The 19,167-nt window shown below is 73.9% G+C and carries 14 protein-coding genes and 2 tRNA genes; 4 read left to right on the forward strand and 12 right to left on the reverse strand.

Annotated elements, in window-relative coordinates; translation table 11 throughout:
* Positions 1–370: 370 nt before the first annotated feature.
* The 4 genes from ACZ34W_RS21945 to ACZ34W_RS21960 all read right to left on the reverse strand — a co-directional run bounded on the left by ACZ34W_RS21945 (position 371) and on the right by ACZ34W_RS21960 (position 4,392).
* Positions 371–1,120: a 3-oxoacid CoA-transferase subunit B gene (locus tag ACZ34W_RS21945; RefSeq protein WP_465606326.1), complete on the reverse strand. Its 750-nt coding sequence runs from the start codon at positions 1,118–1,120 to the stop codon at positions 371–373.
* A 4-nt stretch (positions 1,121–1,124) separates the two neighbouring features.
* A complete protein-coding gene (locus tag ACZ34W_RS21950; protein WP_465606328.1) occupies positions 1,125–1,886 on the reverse strand; it encodes a CoA transferase subunit A in 762 nt (253 codons plus the stop codon).
* A gap of 200 nt (positions 1,887–2,086) precedes the next feature.
* Complete coding sequence (locus ACZ34W_RS21955; protein WP_465606330.1) at positions 2,087–3,376, reverse strand: polysaccharide deacetylase family protein; 1,290 nt, start codon at positions 3,374–3,376, stop codon at positions 2,087–2,089.
* A 419-nt stretch (positions 3,377–3,795) separates the two neighbouring features.
* Positions 3,796–4,392, reverse strand: coding sequence for a DedA family protein (locus tag ACZ34W_RS21960; protein WP_329487788.1), 597 nt, complete (start codon positions 4,390–4,392; stop codon positions 3,796–3,798).
* A 496-nt stretch (positions 4,393–4,888) separates the two neighbouring features.
* Between ACZ34W_RS21960 and ACZ34W_RS21965 the strand changes: the two genes are divergently transcribed.
* Positions 4,889–5,992 carry an LLM class flavin-dependent oxidoreductase gene (locus ACZ34W_RS21965; protein ID WP_465606333.1) on the forward strand — a complete coding sequence of 368 codons (1,104 nt, stop codon included), beginning with the start codon at positions 4,889–4,891 and terminating at the stop codon, positions 5,990–5,992.
* Positions 5,993–6,057: 65 nt separating this feature from the next.
* On the opposite strand, the gene ACZ34W_RS21970 is transcribed toward ACZ34W_RS21965, so the two are convergent.
* Together ACZ34W_RS21970 and ACZ34W_RS21975 are read right to left on the reverse strand one after the other, a co-directional pair.
* A complete protein-coding gene (locus ACZ34W_RS21970) occupies positions 6,058–8,109 on the reverse strand; it encodes a putative bifunctional diguanylate cyclase/phosphodiesterase (protein ID WP_465606335.1) in 2,052 nt (683 codons plus the stop codon).
* Between the two features lie 403 nt (positions 8,110–8,512).
* The gene (locus ACZ34W_RS21975) at positions 8,513–8,938 is read right to left on the reverse strand and encodes an OsmC family peroxiredoxin (RefSeq protein ID WP_465606337.1); all 426 of its coding nucleotides are present in this window, start codon (positions 8,936–8,938) and stop codon (positions 8,513–8,515) included.
* 327 nt (positions 8,939–9,265) lie between these two features.
* Between ACZ34W_RS21975 and ACZ34W_RS21980 the strand changes: the two genes are divergently transcribed.
* Together ACZ34W_RS21980 and lepB are read left to right on the forward strand one after the other, a co-directional pair.
* On the forward strand, positions 9,266–9,601 hold the full coding sequence (locus tag ACZ34W_RS21980; protein ID WP_329487784.1) for a chorismate mutase: 336 nt from the start codon (positions 9,266–9,268) through the stop codon (positions 9,599–9,601).
* A 425-nt stretch (positions 9,602–10,026) separates the two neighbouring features.
* Complete coding sequence (gene lepB, locus ACZ34W_RS21985) at positions 10,027–10,635, forward strand: signal peptidase I (protein ID WP_465606339.1); 609 nt, start codon at positions 10,027–10,029, stop codon at positions 10,633–10,635.
* Here lepB and ACZ34W_RS21990 read toward each other — a convergent pair.
* The 3 genes from ACZ34W_RS21990 to ACZ34W_RS22000 all read right to left on the reverse strand — a co-directional run bounded on the left by ACZ34W_RS21990 (position 10,598) and on the right by ACZ34W_RS22000 (position 14,644).
* Positions 10,598–11,686: an EamA family transporter gene (locus tag ACZ34W_RS21990; RefSeq protein ID WP_329487782.1), complete on the reverse strand. Its 1,089-nt coding sequence runs from the start codon at positions 11,684–11,686 to the stop codon at positions 10,598–10,600. The genes lepB and ACZ34W_RS21990 overlap by 38 nt on opposite strands.
* A gap of 188 nt (positions 11,687–11,874) precedes the next feature.
* Positions 11,875–14,292, reverse strand: a complete 2,418-nt coding sequence (locus tag ACZ34W_RS21995) for a transglycosylase domain-containing protein (RefSeq protein ID WP_465606342.1) — start codon at positions 14,290–14,292, stop codon at positions 11,875–11,877.
* Positions 14,293–14,570: 278 nt separating this feature from the next.
* Positions 14,571–14,644, reverse strand: a tRNA-Lys gene (locus ACZ34W_RS22000).
* A gap of 223 nt (positions 14,645–14,867) precedes the next feature.
* Here ACZ34W_RS22000 and ACZ34W_RS22005 point away from each other — a divergent pair.
* Positions 14,868–15,743, forward strand: coding sequence for an alpha/beta fold hydrolase (locus ACZ34W_RS22005; protein ID WP_465606343.1), 876 nt, complete (start codon positions 14,868–14,870; stop codon positions 15,741–15,743).
* Between the two features lie 83 nt (positions 15,744–15,826).
* Here ACZ34W_RS22005 and ACZ34W_RS22010 read toward each other — a convergent pair.
* From ACZ34W_RS22010 to ACZ34W_RS22020, 3 genes are all read right to left on the reverse strand, one after another.
* Positions 15,827–15,900 (reverse strand) — tRNA-Lys (locus tag ACZ34W_RS22010).
* 95 nt (positions 15,901–15,995) lie between these two features.
* Complete coding sequence (locus ACZ34W_RS22015) at positions 15,996–18,083, reverse strand: ABC transporter ATP-binding protein (RefSeq protein ID WP_465606344.1); 2,088 nt, start codon at positions 18,081–18,083, stop codon at positions 15,996–15,998.
* Positions 18,080–19,159, reverse strand: a complete 1,080-nt coding sequence (locus tag ACZ34W_RS22020; protein WP_465606345.1) for an ABC transporter permease — start codon at positions 19,157–19,159, stop codon at positions 18,080–18,082. Before ACZ34W_RS22020 ends, ACZ34W_RS22015 begins: the two co-directional genes overlap by 4 nt.
* Between the last annotated feature and the right edge of the window lie 8 nt (positions 19,160–19,167).

The following is a 19,167-nucleotide window of genomic DNA, read 5'->3' on the forward strand; positions in this document are numbered from 1 at the left end:
CGGGGCGCCGCCCGGGCGACTGCGGTGTCGCCGGGCGGCTCTCGGGCGGCATCGGTGAAACGTGTACGACCGATCATCGCGCGCGGTCGTCCGGCCACTTCGAAGGCGGGGTCCCAGCGCGCCCTCCGGACTCCCTCCCGGGTGCGCGGGACCTTCTGGCTGCCCCAACTCTCCCGGAGGGTTGACGTGATCGCAACCAGTCCTGGAAACGATCATCGTGCGGGGGCGAGGATATGACGATTCCCGGCCATGCGGCCCGAGTTGGTGTGACGAGGGGATGATTCCTGCCCCGCGTACGCGGGCCGGTCGGACGGACGAGCGAAGGCCGGACCGCCGTACGGGTGGTCCGGCCTCCGCGCGGGTCCCTCGGTCAGGACGGCGGCAGCAGGGCCGTGCCGGTCGCGGCGCGGACCTCGTCGAACGAGACGCCCGGCGCCGTCTCGACCAGGCGCAGCCCGCCGGGCGTGACGTCGACGACGGCCAGGTCGGTGACGATCCGGTCGACGACACCCCGCCCGGTGGCCGGGAGCGAGAGCTCCTCGACGATCTTCGGCGAACCGTCCCGGGCGGTGTGCTCCATGACCACGATCAGCCGGCGGGCGCCGTGCACGAGATCCATCGCCCCGCCCATGCCCTTGACCATCTTGCCCGGGATCATCCAGTTGGCGAGATCGCCGGCGGCCGAGACCTGCATCGCGCCGAGCACCGAGACGTCGATCCGACCGGACCGGACCATGCCGAAGGAGAACGCCGAATCGAAGTACGAGGCGCCGGGGGTGACGGTCACGGTCTCCTTGCCCGCGTTGATCAGATCGGGGTCCTCGGTGCCCTCCAGGGGGTACGGGCCGACGCCGAGGACGCCGTTCTCCGAATGCAGCACCACCCGGACTCCCGGCGGGAGGTGACCGGGGACCAGGGTCGGCAGGCCGATCCCCAGGTTCACGTACTGGCCGTCCCGGAGCTCCCGCGCGGCCCGCGCGGCGAGCGCGTTCCGGGCCTTGGCAGCGCTCCGGGCGTCCGCGTCGGAAGCGCTCCGGGCGTCCGGGGCGTTCCGGGATTCGGGCGCCCGGCCCGGGGCGGCGACGGACCGCGGGGCGGCGGCGAAGGTCTCGGCGGTCATCGGCTCAGGCCTCCTGGAGCGCGGTGCGGACGGTGCGGCGCTCGACGCGGCGGTCGGCGGGATCGGCGAGGACCAGGCGGTCGACGTACACCCCGGGCAGGTGGACGGCGTCCGGCTCCAGTACGCCCGGTTCGACGATCCGGTCGGCCTCGACCAGCGTGGTCCGGCCGGCCGTGGCGCAGAGCGGGTTGAAGTTGCGGGCGGCGGCGTGGAACACGCAGTTGCCGTGCCGGTCCGCGACCTCGGCGCGGACCAGCGCGAAGTCGGCGGTGACGGCCTCCTCCAGCAGGTAGCGGCGCCCGCCGAACTCCCTGACCTCCTTCGGCGGCGAGGCCAGCGCCACCGAACCGTCCGCGCCGTAGCGCCAGGGCAGCCCGCCCTCCTCGACCTGGGTGCCGATCCCGGCCGGGGTGAAGAACGCGGGGATGCCCGCGCCCCCGGCGCGCAGCCGTTCGGCGAGGGTGCCCTGCGGGGTCAGCTCCACCTCCAGCTCGCCGGAGAGGTACTGCCGGGCGAACTCCTTGTTCTCCCCGACGTAGGAGGAGGTCATCCGGGCGATCCGGCCGGCCCGCAGCAGCAGGCCGAGCCCCCAGTCGTCCACCCCGCAGTTGTTGGAGACGACGTGCAGGCCGGTGGCGCGGGTGGCGGCCAGGGCGCCGATCAGGGTGCTGGGGATGCCGCAGAGGCCGAAGCCGCCGACGGCCAGCACCGCTCCGTCGGGGATGTCCCCGACCGCTTCGGCGGCGGAGTCCAGGACCTTGTCCACAGGGTCACCTCGTGAGGGGGGAGGGGGCGGAGGAACGCCCCACCACCGTCCCCGAGCGCGGGGCACGGCGACCATGTCGCCCGGCCCCACGCCGGTGCGCGCACACATGGTCGGCGCCCACACCCGGCACGCCCGCGCCCCGGGCGTCCGCGTACCGCGCCCGCGCCCCGGGTGCCCGTCCGCCGCGCCTCAGGAGTCGGTCACCCGGCGGCGCCGAGGAAGGTCCCCCACCCGCCGGCCGGTGCCTGCCCGACGTTCAGCGAACGCAGCTTGCGGATGGTGGACTGGTCCTGGACCTCCAGCCATTCGACCAGCTGCCGGAAGGAGACCAGCCGGACCTCCGGCTTGCCGGCGATGGTCTTGAGCGTCTCCTCGACGGCGTCCATGTAGATCCCGCCGTTCCACTGCTCGAAGTGGTTGCCGATGAAGAAGGGCGCACGGTTGCCGTTGTAGGCCCGGTCGAACCCGGCCAGGTAGGAGTCCCGGGCCTGGGAGCGCCAGTCGTCGTACTTCGCCGGGTCGCCCTTGGTGCTGCCGGCCGACTGGTTGGCGAGGATGTTGTAGTCCATCGAGAGCACCTGGAACGAGTGCCCGGGGAACGGGATGCTCTGCAGCGGGAAGTCCCAGACCTTGCCGTCCTGCACCTTCTGCGGCCATATCTGGAGGCCGCCGGAGGAGCTGGCGTCGTACTTCCACCCGAGGGCGGCCGCGGTCGGCAGCAGGGCCTTCTGCCCCTCCAGGCACGGGGTCCGCCCGCCGATGAGCTCCTTCTTGTAGTCGAAGGGGAGCGGGTCGACGTCGGTGAAGCCGGTGTTGGTGCGCCACTGGGTCACGAAGGAGACCGCCTGGTCGATCTCGCTCTGCCAGTCCTCGGGCGTCCACTTGTTGACGCCGTTGCCGTCCGAACGGGTCGAGCAGAAGTGCCCGTTGAAGTGGGTGCCGATCTCGTGGCCGGCCAGCCAGGCCTGGCTGATCAGCTTGATCGTGCTCTTCACCGCGCCGTCCGAGAGGTACGGGATGTCGGACGCGCCGACCGAGTGCTTCGGCGGGTGGTACAGATCGGCCTTGCCCTTGGGGAGGGTGTAGATCCCGGAGAGGAAGAAGGTCATGGCGGCCTTGTGTTCCTCGGCCAGCTTGAGGAAGCGGGGGAACTGGTTGTCGTCGGTGCCGCCGGCGCCGTCCCAGGAGAAGACCACGAACTGCGGCGGCCGCTCACCGGGCTTGAGCTTCTCCGGCTTGGGCTGGTTCGGCTGGGGGCCGGTGTCGGACGTGGAGCCGTCCCCGATCGGCGTGCCCTTGGCGCCCCCCTTGGTCGGCGTACCGGTCACCGCCGGCCCGCCGGTGCCGGTGCCGGTGCCGGTGCCGGCGCCGCCGGGGGCGGAGGAACTCGATCCTGAACCCGATCCGCTGCTGGAACACGCCGCCGCCGCCCCGAGCGCGACGGTCGCGGCGGTGGCGCTGAGCACGGTCCTGCGCGAGATGCTGGTCATGGTCTCCCCTGGGTGCCGCCGGCCGGGTCGAAAGGCGCCAGTGGGCCGCACCGGTCATATCGGGCAATTGATATGTAATACGCCGTTAGCATGTCATGTGGACGCGGAAGGCATCAAGGAAGAAGAAGCCCCGAGGTCCAACAACAGTCAACACGCCTACCCGGCAACGACCGGCTGCAACGGCCGGCCTTCTGTTGCGGTCCTGTGACGTTTTGCACGGTCTTGGGCGATCGGCTCCCGGCGGGGCGGGCGAGCGGTCCTCCGCGCGCGACCGGAACCACGAACTCCGGTACGCCGCAGGGGCGGAGGCCGGAGTGAGAGCTGGGGCGGAGGCCGCACGGGCGCGGCACCGCAGCGTCGACGACGCCGCGGTGCCGTAGGAGCCCTCGACGCGGTTCCGCGCCCACGCCGGCGCGGCGTCAGGTGACGACGAGCCGGCGGTTGCGCCGCACGATCCGGGCGATCGCGGTGCTGATCACGGTCGCGGCGGCGCAGGAGACCGCGAGGCTCAGCCAGGCGGTGTCGAACCAGTGGCTGTTGAGCCAGCCCAGCGTGACGATGTAGGCGGCCCAGACCAGGGCGGCCAGGGCCGACCAGCGCAGGAAGCGGTACGGCTCGGCGGGGGAGTGCCCGATGGCCAGGTCCAGCACGGTCCGGCCGGCCGGCACGAACCGCGCGACCACCACCATGGCGGCCGCGGCCCCGGTGGTGCGCCCGTCCAGCGCCTGCTGGACCCGGGCCACGCTGGCCGCCAGCTGCGGCCGGTGTTCGAGCCGTCGCTGCAGCGAGGGGGCGCCCCGGCGGGCCAGCCGGAGCAGCAGGAGGTCTCCCAGGAAGGAGGCGATCGCCACCCCGAATCCCAGTACCACCGGAGCGCCGTCTATCTGGGCCGTCTTGAGCACGGCCAGGATGACCAGCGTCCCGCTGGGGATGAAGGGGAGAAAGGCGTCGCCGAGTACGGCGCAGAGAGCCAGGGCGCAGATCCATGAGGATCCGATCACCGTCGCGATGTCCAAGTCAGGTACTCCCTCCAGGCTGCCCGGGGGAGCAGATGGCTGCAGGGGACAACGCTAGCGCCTCGACTTTTCATGCCATGAAGCACCCCGGCTGTGCTCGGCCTCACACGACGCGAGCCCCTGGAGCGGGGTGCCGTTCCAGGGGCTCGCGGGGATCGACCGGTGCTGGTCCAGCCCGACGACCTTGCAGGTGGGAGTGGATCCCGTTGGGTGATCCGCTCTGCGTCCTAGCCTGCCGGACGCCGCCCGCCCGTCGCGAGCCCTGCGGCTGGCGACTTCCCGCGCTGGCGTGAAGTCGCCACACGTGTTCGCGCGCTGGCTCTGAGTCAGCCGAACGGTCGGTAGGCGGGTGGTCGCACGGTGGAGCCGGGGAGCGGGAACACCCGGCCCGGCGGCGTGGTTGACCCCCCTTGGCAGTGGCGGGGCCGCGGACGAGGTGCGCGGCCGTCCCAGACGCCACACGGACACCGGCAGGACGGCCAGGAGGGCGGACGGCATGACCACCGACGACCAGCAGGATCGCGGGCCCGGACCGCGGAGCCACGCGGCGATCCGGGGCACCGCGCGGGGCTCGGCGCCCGCGCCGCTCTCCATCCTGGACCTGGCCACCGTGGGCGCCGGCTACACCCCGGCCGAGGCGCTGGCCTCGACCACGGCCCTGGCCCGCAGCGCCGAGGAGTGGGGCTACCACCGGTTCTGGGTCGCCGAGCACCACGGCATGCCGGGCGTCGCCAGCTCGACGCCCGCCGTCCTGCTCGCCCACCTCGGGGCCCACACCACGACGCTGCGGCTCGGGTCCGGGGGCGTGATGCTGCCCAACCACGCGCCGCTGGGGATCGCGGAGCAGTTCGGCCTCCTGGAGGCACTGCACCCCGGCCGGATCGACCTCGGGCTCGGCCGCGCCCCCGGCACCGACCCCGCGACCGCCCGGGCGCTGCGGCGCGGCCTCGCCGAGGGGGCCGACGACTTCCCCCAGCAGCTCTCCGAGCTGACCCACTTCCTCGACGGCGACTTCCCGGACGGCCACCCCTACGCCCGGCTCGCGGCCGTTCCCCGGAGTGCGGGCCGGCCGCCGATCTGGCTGCTCGGCTCCTCCGGCTTCAGCGCCCAGCTGGCCGGCCGGCTCGGTCTGCCGTTCGCCTTCGCCCACCACTTCAGCAGCACCAACACCATCCCGGCCCTCGACCTCTACCGGTCGTCGTTCCGCCCCTCGGTCGTGCTCGCCGAGCCGTACGCGCTGATCGGGGTGAACGCGGTCGCGGCCGACGACCGGGAGGCCGCCCGCAGGCTCGCGCGCTCCTCGGCGCTCGGCATGCTGCGCCTGCGCCGGGGGAACCCGGGCCCGATCCCCACCCCCGAGGAGGCGGAGAGCTACCCGTACAGCCCGGTGGAGGCCGACTTCGTGGACGACTGGCTGGGCAACGTCGTCCTCGGCTCGCCCGGCGAGGTCGCCGACGGGCTGGAGTCGCTGCGCAAGCGGACGGGGGTGGACGAGCTGATGGTCACCTCGCACATCCACGGCCACGAGGCCAGGCACCGCTCGTACGGGCTGATCGCCCGGGCCTACGGGCTCACCGGCGAGGCGGCCGCCGGCGCCTGAGCCCACCGGCGGGTCCGGTTCCCGGCCCGGCCGCGCCCCCGACCGGAGGCGCGGCCGGGCCGTCGTCACGGCGTGGCCGGCCGAGGGCGGCGCTCGCGGAGTATCGCGGCGACGTGCTCCGCCTCACCGGGCTTGGCGAAGTACCAGCCCTGCGCGGTGTCGCAGCCGGTGAGCCGCAGCCGTTCGGCCTGCGCCGCGCTCTCGATCCCCTCGGCGGTCACGGTCAGCCCGAGCGTGTGGGCCAACTGCACCATGGCGCCGACGATCTGCTCGTCGGCGTCGCTCCGGCGCGAGCCGGCCCCGGGGAGGCCGGTGCGGCCGGCCGGGTCCGGGTCGCGGAAGCCCTCGATGAAGGTGCCGTCCAGTTTCAGGACGTGCACCGGCAGCCGGGAGAGGTAGGCGAGGTTGGAGTAGCCGGTGCCGAAGTCGTCGATGGCGATCCGGACGCCCATGTCGGCGAGGGCCTGCAGGGACTGCAGCGGCCGCCCGCCGGGGCCGAGCAACGCGCTCTCGGTGATCTCCAGTTGCAGGAGCCGGGCCGGCAGGCCGGAGCTCTCCAGGGCCCGGGCCACGTCGGCGACCACGTCGGAGTCCCAGATCTGACGGGCGGCCAGGTTGACGCTCACGAAGGTCTCGTTGTCCGGGAACTCCGTGAGCCAGCGCCGGGCTTGACGGCAGGACTCCTCCAGCACCCAGGTGCCCAGCGGCACGATCGCGCCGGACTCCTCGGCGAGCGGGATGAAGCGGTCGGGCGAGAGCGTCCCGTAGCGCGGGTGGCGCCAGCGGACCAGGGCCTCGGCACCGTGCACGGCGCCGTCGGCGAGGCCGACGAGCGGCTGGTACTCGACGGTGAACTCGCCGCGCTCCAGGGCCGGACGGAGCGCGGTGGCGAGCAGCTGACGGGTCAGCTGGTGGGCGCCCCGGTCCGGGTCGTAGAGGGTCCAGCGGGCCCGGCCGTCGGCCTTCGACCAGTACAGCGTGGAGTCGGCGTCCTTGACCAGGTCGGCGGGCGTGGTCTCGTGCACCGACCGCTCGACGACGCCGACGCTGGCGGTGACCGCCAGCCGGTGCCCGGCCACGTCGAAGGGGCGTTCCAGCGCTTCGAGGAGCCGGGCGGCCAGTTCGGTGAGCTGCTCGCTGCCCCGGCTGTCGGCCACCAGGACGGCGAACTCGTCACCGCCCATCCGGGCGACCAGGTGGGAGCTGTGGTCGGAGACGCCGTGCCGGAGCCGGGCGGCGACCGCGATCAGCAACTGGTCGCCGATGTGGTGGCCGAGGGTCTCGTTGATCGCGGCGAAGCCGTCGAGGTCCAGGTAGCAGACCCCGACCCGACGGCCGTCCGGCCGGTCCGCCGCCGTCTCCGCGGTCTCCGGCGCGGTGATCCCGGCCGTGAGGCAGGCCGCGTCGAGCCGGTCGAAGAAGAAGGTCCGGTTGGGGAGCCGGGTCAGCGGGTCGTGCAGCGCCTGGTACTCCAGGCGGTCGCCGAGCCGGCGCTGTTCGGTGATGTCCTCGACCATGGCGAGCGTGTACTGCGGGTTGCCGGCGCCGTCCCGGATCAGGGAGATGGTCACCTTGCTCCACACCGTGCGGCCCTCGCGGTGCTTGAGCTGCTTCTCCACCCGGACGCGTTCGCGGTCACCGCGGACCAGCTCGGGGAAGAGCCGGTCGGGCATGCCCTCCGGGTCGATGATGTCGTGGATGTGGGTGTGGACCAGGTCGACGACCCCGCAGCCGACCAGGGTGGCGAAGGCCGGGTTGACCTCGATGATCCGGTCGTCGGGGTCGAGCAGGGCCATGCCGATCCCGGCGTCGCAGAAGGCGGCCCGGAACCGGGACTCGCTGGCGCTCAGCGCGGCCAGCAGGCGGTCGGTGCTCCCGGGCGTGGGAGCGGGGGCGGGATCGGCCGGGTCGGCGGGCCGGTGCGTTCCGTCGGCGAGCGGGGCCGAGCAGGTGGGACAGCGGGCGGCGTCCGGCGCATCGTCGGTGCCCGGCCGCCGTCCTGATCCCGCGTCGGGCGCGCCGTCCGACGCGGCACCGGGTGCCCGGTCGGTGCCCTGGGCCGGGCGGAGGTTCGGAAAGATGAGGTGGCGGTGCTGGTGCGGTTGTTCGTGCCGCACGCTTGGGTGTGCGTCGGCCCCCTCGTTCTGGCCCGGCACGGCATGCTCCCGTCCGCTGCTGACGCTTGACGCTGGTCAGGCCGGTCACCTGGAACTGCGGCGGCCGGCTCCCGCGCCCTGTCGAGGTCCTCACGGTCCGGTGCGCAACGCTCGCTGTGGAGCGTTCGCGTGGGGGATCCGCGTGAAGAACAGGGCGCTGCGGCCGATCATAGGACGCGGCGGCAACACGCGGTGACCGCCGCCAGGGTGATTTGCCTGCTTTCGCGGCATCTGAGGTGGTACATGCAGACGCCCCCGGTACACATCACATGATGTGCGCCAGGGGCGTGTGCTCCACAAGTGCGCCCCGGGCGCTTGTCGAGCGCTGGGAGCGCGCCGCCGGGGAGCCGCGGGCGGCGGTGCGTCAGGCCAGCGTGGCCGTCAGGGTGATGGTCGTCCCGGTCAGGGCCTGGCTCACCGGGCAGTTCGCCTTGGCGTCCTCGGCGGCCTTCACGAAGCCCGCCTCGTCGAGGCCGGGCACCGTGCCGACGACGGTCAGGTGGATGCCGGTGATGCCGGTGCCGGGCTGGAAGGTGACGTCCGCCTTGGTCTCCAGCTTGGTGGGCGGGTTGCCCGCGCCGGTGAGGCCGTGCGAAAGGGCCATCGAGAAGCACGCGGAGTGCGCGCCCGCGATGAGCTCCTCCGGGCTGGTCTTGCCGTTCGGCGTCTCGGCGCGCGCCGGCCAGGAAACCGGGAACTCGCCGATGCCGGACGAGTCGAAGGTCACCAGACCCTTGCCGTCGAGCAGGCTGCCGTCCCATTCGGTGTGCGCGGTGCGAGTGGTTGCCACGATCGGTACCTCCATTACTGGGGGACTGCCGTCCCGTCACTTCCGGTCATGCCGCGCACCAGCCTACGGGCAGGCCGGGGGGGCGATCACGGGTAACGCTCCAGGGCGCCGCGCCCGACGGCGGCCGGTCCGCCCGCCGGCCGGCAACGGCCCTGGCCGGGCGGCCGATCCGCGATCCGGTCACCGGTCCGGCCGGCGTCCGGATCGTGGACGGCTGAGCCAAATGGTGCGGATGCGCGGCGAGCGCCCTGTTAGATTTGCCCGGGCCCGAGCCCCGGCCGACGGACGGTCGGGTGCCCACCCCCAGAGAGCCGCGGAGCCGCCCCGATGACGGATCACCCCACGACCCCCGAGACCGGACCGTCCGACGGGATCGACGACGCCGTCCGGGCTGAGCTGACCAGCCTGCGCGAGAGCATCGACAACATCGACGCCGCGGTGGTCCACATGTTGGCGGAGCGGTTCAAGGCGACCCAGCGGGTCGGCCGGCTCAAGGCCGAGCACAAGCTGCCCCCGGCCGATCCGGCGCGGGAGCGCGACCAGATCCGCCGCCTGCGGGAGCTGGCGGCCGGCGCCCACCTGGACCCGGTGTTCGCGGAGAAGTTCCTCACCTTCATCATCGCCGAGGTCATCCGCCACCACGAGGCCATCGCCCGCGCCTGACCGCATCGGCCCGCGCTTCCTCGCGTTCCTTCGTGTCCCTCCGCTCCTCCCCGCGTTCCGGCGCCCGCGCCGGGCCGCGTCCCGGAGGCCGGCCGGCCCCCGGCGGGACGGGTCCGCGATGTCGGGCACGGGTAAAAGCGCGATTTCGCGTGGCTTCCCGGGTGGCGTAGCGTGCAGGTTCCCCCAGCCGGAGAGGTGGAGCAGCGACGATGGCGGTGAACCTGCCCGAAACGCACGGCGATGCCGGGAGCGCTCAGGCCCCGGCCGTCGGCCCCGGACGCGGCGCCGACGGTGCTCCCGGTGGCCGGGCGGAAGCCCGCCGGGCGCGGTCGCGCAAGGCGTCGAGGGGCGGCAAGGGGCCCAGGAGCCCGAAGGCCCGCCGGTCCGGGCGCCGTCCGCGGCCCTGGTGGATCGAGATCCCGGTGATGGCCGCGGTCGGGCTGCTGGTCGCGCTGCTGATCAAGACCTGCCTGTTCCAGGTGTTCATGATCCCGTCCGGGTCCATGGAGAACACCCTGCGGATCGGCGACCGGGTCGGCGTGAACAAGCTCGCTCCGCTCACCGGCTGGGAGCCGGAGCCCGGCCAGCCGGTGGTGTTCAAGGACCCGGGCGACTGGCTGCCGCCCCAGCCGACCGACGGGAACCCGGTCACCCGGGCCGTGGGCTCGGTGCTGGGCTTCGTCGGCCTGGTGCCGCCGAAGGACGACAACTACCTGGTCAAGCGGGTCATCGCGACCGGCGGCCAGACCGTGCAGTGCTCCGGCACCACGCTGACGGTCGACGGGGCGAAGGTGGACGAGCCCTACCTCCACCCCGGCGACGACTCCTGCGCGGGGCTGGACTTCGGTCCGGTGACCGTGCCCCAGGGGTACGTCTGGGTGGAGGGCGACCACCGGAGCGACTCCGCCGACTCGCGCTACCACCAGCGGGGCCCGGGCGGCGGCGCCGTACCGGTGGACAACGTGGTCGGGCCGGTGGCGGCCGTCGTGTGGCCGCTCAGCCACCTCGACTGGTTCGGCTCGGTCGGCCGCTGACCACGGCGGTTCCCCGCTCCCCGTCGTCCGGGGCCCCGGCGGTCCGCGCCGGGCGCTCGCCGAGCGCGGTCGCCCCCGTCAGGTCGTCCGTCGGTGCCGCGACCTCCACCGGTGCCGCGGCGGGGGACGGCTTGCTCGCCTGGGCCGCGAACGCGCCCGCCAGCACCAGCAGGCCGCCGGCCGTCTGAGGCAGGCCCAGGTGCTCCCCGAGCAGGATCCAGGCCAGCACGGTGGCGACGACCGCCTCCAGGTTGGCCACCACCCCGGCGACCGGCGGCGACAGGTGCCGGACGGAGACCACCCCGGTCAGGTAGGCGAGCACGGTCGCGACCAGGACCATCCAGGCGGCCGGGAGCAGTGCGGGCAGCGAGTGCCCGTTCATCACGACCTGCCCGCCGAGCAGCCCCCAGTCGGCCTCCCAGGGGCGGGTGAGGACGGTGAGCACGACCGCGCCGATCAGCAGCCCGAAGGCACTGACGGCGATCGGGTCGACCGGGCGGTCGCCCCGGCTGCCGGCGTCGGCCAGCACGAAGTAGCCGACCTGGCAGCAGGCCGCCCCGAGGGCGAAGAGCACGCCCAGCGCGTCGAAGCCCAGGCCGTTCCAGACCTCCACCACGCAGGCCAGACCGGCCACGGCCACCCCGGCGCCGACGGCGGCGCCCCGGCTGATCGGCTTGCGCTGGACGAACTTCACGTAGCCGATGAGCAGCGGCGGTCCGAGGTACTCGATCAACAGGGCGACGCCGACCGGGATCCGGGAGATCGCCGCGAAGTAGCAGGCCTGGACGCCGGCGACGGCGAGCAGCCCGAAGCCGATCAGCAGGCCGGGCCGGCGGAGCACGGCGGCCCGGTGGCGGTAGGCCAGCGGGAGCAGGACCACGGCGGCGCCGGTCACCCGGAGCCAGACCACGTGCAGCGGTGAGAGTCCCGCCTCGATCAGCGGCTTGGCGGCGGTGCCGGAGCCGCCGAAGGCGAACGCGGAGACCAGGGCGAGGGAGAGGCCGAGAGTTCTGCCCGGAGCGTGGCCGGTCAGGGGCTTTGAGCTGTGCACCGAGGCATTGTGACAGTCATACCGCCGATTCGGTAAGGCGCCATTTCGTCATTTGGTCCTGCACTGAACTGTGCGCAGTGGCGGGGTCCGCCACGGTGGCCGCCCTGCCCGCGGGAACGCGGAACGGGCCCGGAGCGGAGCCACCCGGCTCCGCTCCGGGCCCGTCGGAGGGCGCCGCCCGCGGCCGGCTACTGCCCGGTGCCCGCGCCGGCCCCCGCCGGCGACCCCGCGCCCGTGCCCGAACCGGACCCCGTGCCCGTCCCCGTGCCGCCCGAAGGCTGGGGCGCGGTGGTCGGCCCGGTGGTCGGGGCCGTGGTGGGCCCCGTGGTCGGCTGCGGCGACCGGGTGGGCCGGCCGGTCGGCTGGGAGGTCGGCTGCTGGGTCGGCTGCTGGGTCGGTGCGGTGGTGGTGCCACCGGACCGCGAGCCGTCCTGGTCCGTACCGGCGGAGCCGCCCGGGCCGCCCGGCGTGCCGGTCGGGCCGGAGCCGTTGCCCGCGCCGCCGGTCGTCCCGCCGGTCGCGCCGCTCCCGGGCGTGGCCGGCGGCGAGGCCGACCCGGACGGCGACGGCGAGCTGTCGGCGGGGCCGGCCGTGCCGCTGCCGCCCGACCAGTCCTTGCCCGAGGGCTCGGCGAAGTCGGCGACCGGCTGCCCCTTGAGCGCGGCCTTCATGTAGCTCGTCCAGATCTGCGCGGGGTACTGGCCGCCCGCCGCCCCGTCGATCCCGCCGGTACCGCTGAGGCTGACCTGGGCGCCGCTGCCCGGGTCCTGGCCGAACAGCGCCACCGAGGTCACCAGCTCGGGGGTGTACCCGACGAACCAGACCGACTTCTGGTCGTCCGTCGTCCCGGTCTTGCCGGCGACCGGGCGGCCCAGCGACTTCGCCCGCCAGCCGGTGCCGCCCGGGTCGCCGACGACGCCCTCCAGCATCGAGGTCACCTGGCGGGCGGTCTCCTCGCCGACCGCCTGGGTGGTCTTGTGGGCCGGCAGCGCGAGCGCCTCGCCCTCGCGGTCCACCGACTGCACCAGCCAGGGGGTGATCTGCTTGCCGCCGTTGTCCAGCGTGGCGTACACGCCGGCCATGTCGAGCACGCTCGGGGTGGCGGCGCCGAGCGGGATGGACGGCACCGGGTCGAGCCCGGGGGTGTTGCTGGGCAGGCCGAGCGCGACGGCGGTGTCGCGGACCTTCTGCAGGCCGGTGTCCTGGGCGAGCTGGGCGAACACCGAGTTCACCGACCAGTCGGTGGCCTGCTGCAGGGTGACCTGGCCGTAGCTCTTGTCGCCCTCGTTCGGCGGCGCGTACGGGGTGCCCTTGCCGCCGCGGACCTTGCGCCCGCTGGTGCCGTCGTAGACGGTGCGCGGGGTGACGGTCTGGCCGGACTGGGTCTTGGCGCCGTTCTCCAGGGCCGCCGCCAGGGCGATCGCCTTGAAGGTGGACCCGGCCTGGTAGTCCCGGCGGGTGGCGTTGTCCACGTAGTGCTTGGTGTAGTCGACGCCGCCGTAGAGGGCGACCACGGCACCGGTCCTCGGGTCGACGGAGACGGCGCCGGCCTGGGCGTTCGCGTCCTTCTTCCGCTTGTCCGGGTCGAGGGTGTCGTGCAGCTGCGCCTGGACCGAGTCCTGGAGGGCCTGCTGGCGCGCCGGGTCGACGCTCAGCTTGATGGTGTAGCCGCCCTTGGCCAGCTCGGACTCGGTGATGACGTTGTTGGCGGTGAGGTACTCGGTCGCCGCGTTGACCAGGTAGCCGGCCTGACCGGAGAGGCCGAGCTGGGCCTGCGGGCCCTTGACGTCGGGGAAGGCGGTGGCGGCCCGCTCCTCGGCGGAGAGCCAGCCCTCCTTCACCATGCCGTCCAGGACGTAGTTCCAGCGGTTGACCGCGTTCTGCTTGCCGGCCGGGGTGGCGGTGGCCACGTCGTAGGCGCTCGGGGCGTTCAGCAGGGCGGCCAGGTAGGCGCCCTGCGCCGGGTCGAGCGCGGCGGCGTCGACACCGAAGTACTGCTGGGCGGCGGCCTGGATCCCGTAGGCGCCGCGCCCGTAGTACGAGGTGTTGAGGTAGCCGGACAGGACGGCGTCCTTGGTCTCGGTGGCGTCCACCTTGATCGCTATGAAGAGTTCCTTCACCTTCCGGGTGACGGACTGCTTCTGGTTCAGGTAGGTGTTCTTCACGTACTGCTGGGTGATCGTCGAGCCGCCCTGGGTGCCCTCGCCCTTGGCCGTGTTGACGGCGGCGCGGACCAGACCGGACACGTTGACGGCGCCCTCGTGGTAGAAGTTGCGGTCCTCGGCGGCCAGCGCGGCGTGCTGGGCGGCGGGGGAGACCTTGTCCAGGCCGACGTTCTGCCGGTTGGTCTGGCCGGTCCGGGCGACCACCGAGCCGTCCTGGTAGAGCCAGGTGTTGCTCTGGGCGGTCGCGGCGGCGTGCGCGTCCGGCACCTTCACCAGGGCGATGCCCAGGGCGAACAGGCCGACGCCGAGCAGCAGCGCGGCCGCGAGGCCGAGCAGGCTCATCCGCCAGGTCGGGATCAGCCGGCGCCAGCCGGTGCGCTTCGGGCGGCGCGGCCTGCGGCCGCCGGCCGGACCCTCCGGGGAGCGCTTCAGGCGCTCCACCGGGCGGAGCCCGAGGGACGGCGTGCGTCGGCCGCTCCGGGTGTTTGGGGACAAAGCGGCAGCCTTTCCTGCGGGCGAACCGTGCGGCCAGCACAAAACGGGAATGTCGACGGTTGGGGACCTTTGCCCCGTTTCCGGTGTACAGCCCAGGACGTGCCGAGCGGGCCGATTGGCTCCGCCGAAGCGGCAAGCGAGACCGACATCACACGCAAAACGGACGCCGAAGGGCAAAAAATCAGGGAGCCTCTCGCGACTGCGAGAGGCTCCCCAAGTGTCTGTGCGCCGCCAGGGACTCGAACCCCGGACCCGCTGATTAAGAGTCAGCTGCTCTAACCAACTGAGCTAGCGGCGCCTGCTGACCTGGAGAACAATACACGGTCCGGCCGGGTGCCCCGAACCACCGGGGGCGAAGGGCCCGTCCACCCCCGGCCCGGCGCCCGTTTCCGCCCGGTTGGGGCGGAGTTCGTGCCCGGTTAGGGTGGGAACGTGCCCAGCTCCCGCCCCGGCCGCCGGGGGACACGGCTCGCCGTCGCCGCCCTGCCGCTCCGGCCGGCGGGCGAGGGGGTGGAACCGCGATGACCGGATCGGGGGCGCACGACTCCGCGATGTTCCTGCGGATCGACGGGACGCCCCTGCACGTGCGCACCGAGGGCGGCGGACCGGTCTGCCTGCTCACCGGGGGGCTGGGCAGCAGCTGGTTCGACTGGGACCTCGTGGTGCCCTTCCTCACCCCCTACCGGACGGTGGTCCGCTTCGACCGGCCCGGGTACGGGCTGAGCGCCTCCGAGCCCGCCACCCGGCCGGCCCCGACGGCGGCGGGGGAGGCGGCCCGCATCCGGGGCGTGCTGGACGCGCTCGGACTGCGCGAGCCGTGCACGGTGGCGGGTCACTCGCTGGCGGGGTTCCACGTCGAGGCCTTCGCGCGGCTCCACCCGGGCCGGACGGCCGGGCTGGTCCTGCTGGACGGCAGCGTCGAGTCGGACCCGCGGCCGCTGCCGGCCCCGGGGCTGCGCGACCTGGCGGCCCGCGCGGTCGCGGGCGCGGCCACGGCCGTCGCGGCGCCGTACCTGCTCGGGCCCACCGTGCGCGGGCTGGTCGCCCGGGCGACCACCGTCCGCCACGAGGACCTCGCCCCGGCGCCGCTGGTCCGGCACTGCTACCGGACCGGGCGCGCCCTGCGCGCCCTGCTCCGGGAGAACGCGTGCTACCTCGACATGGCCGCCGAACTGGACGAACTGCGGGGCGCCGCACCGCTGCCGCCCGGACTGCCGGTCACCGTGCTCGCCGCCGACGACGGGTGCCGCGGCAGCCGCACCCTGGACCGGCTGGCCGAGCAGCGCGGTCTCGCCGCGCTGCTCGGGGGCGACTTCCGCAGCACGGCCCCGGCCGGGCACCTGCTGATGTTCGACCGCCCGGACGCGGTGGCCTCGGCGATCCTGGACACCCGCTGAGCCCCGCGCCGGAGCCTCCCGGCGCAGGCCCCGGAAACGCCTCAGGCCGCCCACCGGAGTGGACGGCCTGAGACCTTGCCATGTGCGCCGCCAGGGACTCGAACCCCGGACCCGCTGATTAAGAGTCAGCTGCTCTAACCAACTGAGCTAGCGGCGCCTGCTGACCCGCACGACATTACACGGAGTCCGGCCGATCTGCCGAATCGAGACGATCCGGTCACGCCCGGTGACGGTCGGCGCCGCCGGGTGCCACTACTCCGGGTAGTGGCAGGCCGCCTGGTGGTCCAGGTCCGGCGCGGGGCCGGTCAGCGGCGGGGCCTCGGTGTCGCAGCGGGTGCGCGCCCCGGCTTCGAGCCCGGCGTAGACGGGGCAGCGGGTGCGGAACGGGCAGCCGGTGCGCCGCGCGGTCGGCGAGGGCGGGTCGCCGGCCAGCAGGATGCGGCTGCGGGCCCGCTCGGCGGCCGGATCCGGCAGTGGCACGGCGGAGAGCAGCGCCCGGGTGTACGGGTGCCGGGGCCGCTCGAAGACGGCGGAGACCTCGCCCTGTTCGACGGTCCGCCCGAGGTACATCACGCTCACCCGGTCCGCGAGGTGCCGGATCACCGACAGGTCGTGCGAGACGAAGAGGTAGGACAGGCCCAGCTCGGCCTTGAGCGACTGGAGCAGGTTGAGCACCCCGGCCTGGATGGAGACGTCCAGCGCGGAGACCGGTTCGTCCAGCACCAGCAGCTTCGGCCGGACGGCCAGGGCCCGGGCGATCGAGATCCGCTGGCGCTGTCCGCCGGAGAACTGGTGCGGGTAGCGGACGGCGTGCGCCGGATCCAGGCCGACCTGCCGCAGCAGTCCGGGCACCCGGCGGCCGATCTCAGCACGGTCGGTGCCCTGGGCCCGCAGCGGTTCGGCGACGATGTCACCGATCGGCATCCGGGGGTCGAGGCTGGCCATCGGGTCCTGGAAGACGATCTGCAGGTGGGACCGCATCCGGTGGGCGGCCGAGCGGGAGAGCACGGCGGTGTCCTGCCCGAGCAGCTGGATCCGGCCCGACTCCGGCTTCGCGAGCCGCAGCAGCTCGAACAGGGTGGTGGACTTCCCGGAGCCGGACTCGCCGACCAGGCCGAGCGTCTCGCCCTGCCGGATGTCCAGCTCCACCCCGTCCACGGCGTAGACCTCGCCGATCCGGCGCTTGAAGACGGTGCCCTTGAGCAGCGGGAACGTCTTGGTGAGGCCGCTGACGGAGAGCACCGCCGGGCGCTCCCCGCGCGGCCCGGCAACGGCGGCCGCGGCCGGTGGCACCGGCGGTACGGGGTAGACCTCGGCGGGCGCGGGCCGGCGTCCGGCCAGTTCCCCGGCCCGCACGCAGGCGGCCAGGTGCGCCTCCTCGGCACTCCCGCCGGACGCCGCCGGTCCGCCCAGGTCCGGCTCCGCCGTCCGGCACCGCTCCTCGACCAGCGGGCAGCGCGCGGCGAACGGGCAGCCGGGCGGCAGTTCGGCCATCGGCGCGGGGGCGCCGGGGATCGGCACCAGCGGTCCGCCCCGGCCGTCCAGCCTCGGCACCGCGCCGATCAGGCCCAGCGTGTAGGGGTGGCGGGGCGCGGCGAAGAGTTCGTCCACGGCGGCCGTCTCGACCACCCGGCCCGCGTACATCACGGCGACCCGGTCGGCCATCCCGGCGATCACTCCGAGGTCGTGGCTGACCAGGACGAGCGCGGCGCCGGTCTCGCGCTGGGCGGTGCGCAGGACGTCGAGCACCTGGGCCTGGATGGTGACGTCCAGGGCGGTGGTGGGCTCGTCGGCGAGCAGGATGTCGGGGTCGTTGGCGATGGCCATGGCGATCATCGCGCGCTGGCGCATCCCGCCGGAGAACTCGTGCGGGAAGCTGTCCAGCGCGCGGTCCGGGGCCGGGATGCCGACCAGGTCGAGCAGTTCGGCGGCCCGTTCGCGGGCGGCCTGCTTGTCGAGGCGCTGGTGGATCCGGAGCGCCTCGACGATCTGGTCGCCGATCCGGTAGACGGGAGTGAAGGCGGAGAGCGGGTCCTGGAAGACCATGGCGACCCGGCTGCCGCGGATGGCGGCGAGCTCACGGCCGGGCAGGCCGACCAGCTCCCTGCCGTCCAGGGCCACCGAGCCCCGGACCCGGGCGGTGCCCGGCAGCAGTCCGAGCACGGCCAGGGCGGTCACGGACTTGCCGGAGCCGGACTCGCCGACGATGCCCAGGGTCTCGCCGCGGCGCAGGCTGAGGTCGACGCCGCGGACGGCGGGGACGGTGGCGCCGCGCGGTCCGGTGAAGTCGACCCGCAGGTCGCGGACGGCCAGCAGCGGGGTCTCGACGGTGGTGGTCACGTTCTTCCGCGCTTCCTACGAGTCCTACGAGGGGTACGGGCGACCTCGGTGGTCGGGTCGAGGGCGTCGCGCAGCCCGTCCCCGATCAGGTTGACGGCCAGGACGAAGAGCACCAGCAGCCCGGCGGCGAAGTAGAACAGCCAGGGGAACACCGGGGCGTCGCTGGTCCCGGCGGCGAGCAGGGTGCCGAGCGAGACGTCGGGGGCCTTCACGCCGAAGCCGAAGTAGGAGAGCGCGGTCTCGCTCATCACGGCGCCGCCGACCGCGATGGTGGCGTCGATGATGAGGAAGGAGGCGACGTTCGGCAGGACGTGCCGGGTGATGACGCGCAGCGGCCGCACCCCCATGAACTGTGCGGCGCGGACGAATTCGCGCTCGCGCAGCGAGATGGTCATCGAGCGGACCACCCGGGCGGTGATCATCCAGTTGAAGAGGGCGAGCAGCAGCACGAAGGCGAGCCAGCCGGTGCCCTTCAGCCGGGGCGAGATGATCGTGATGATCAGGAAGCTGGGGAAGACCAGCATCAGGTCGACCAGGAACATCAGCACCCGGTCGGTCCAGCCGCCGAAGTACCCGGCGCAGGCGCCGACCAGGGAGGCCAGCACGGTCGAGAAGAGCGCCACCAGCAGGCCGATCACCAGGGACTTCTGCAGTCCGCGGACGGTCTGCGCGAAGACGTCCTGGCCGACCCCGTTGGTGCCGAACCAGTGGCTGCCGGAGGGGGGTTGGCGCAGGGCGGTGTAGTCGGGGGTGGCGTAGTCCCAGGGGGTGAGGTACTGGCCGCCGAAGGCGAGCGCGAACAGCAGCAGGACGACGACGGTGCCGGCCACCGCCCAGCGGGCGGCGAGCAGCCGGGCCAGGACGAGCCGGCCGCGGCCGGCCGCCGCGGGAGCGCCGACGGGCGGGGCGGCGACGCCCGGTGCGGCCGCGACGGCGGGTAGGTCGAGCGCGCCCGGGGCGCCCGCGACGAGCGGCAGCACGGGGGCGGCCGGTGCGGCGGGCGGAGCGGGTACGGCGGAACCGGTGGACCGGGCGGGCTCGGCGGGCTCGGCGGGTTCCGTGGTGACGGCGGTCATGGCGGCTC

The sequence above is a fragment of the Kitasatospora sp. NPDC022856 genome, from assembly GCF_055561235.1.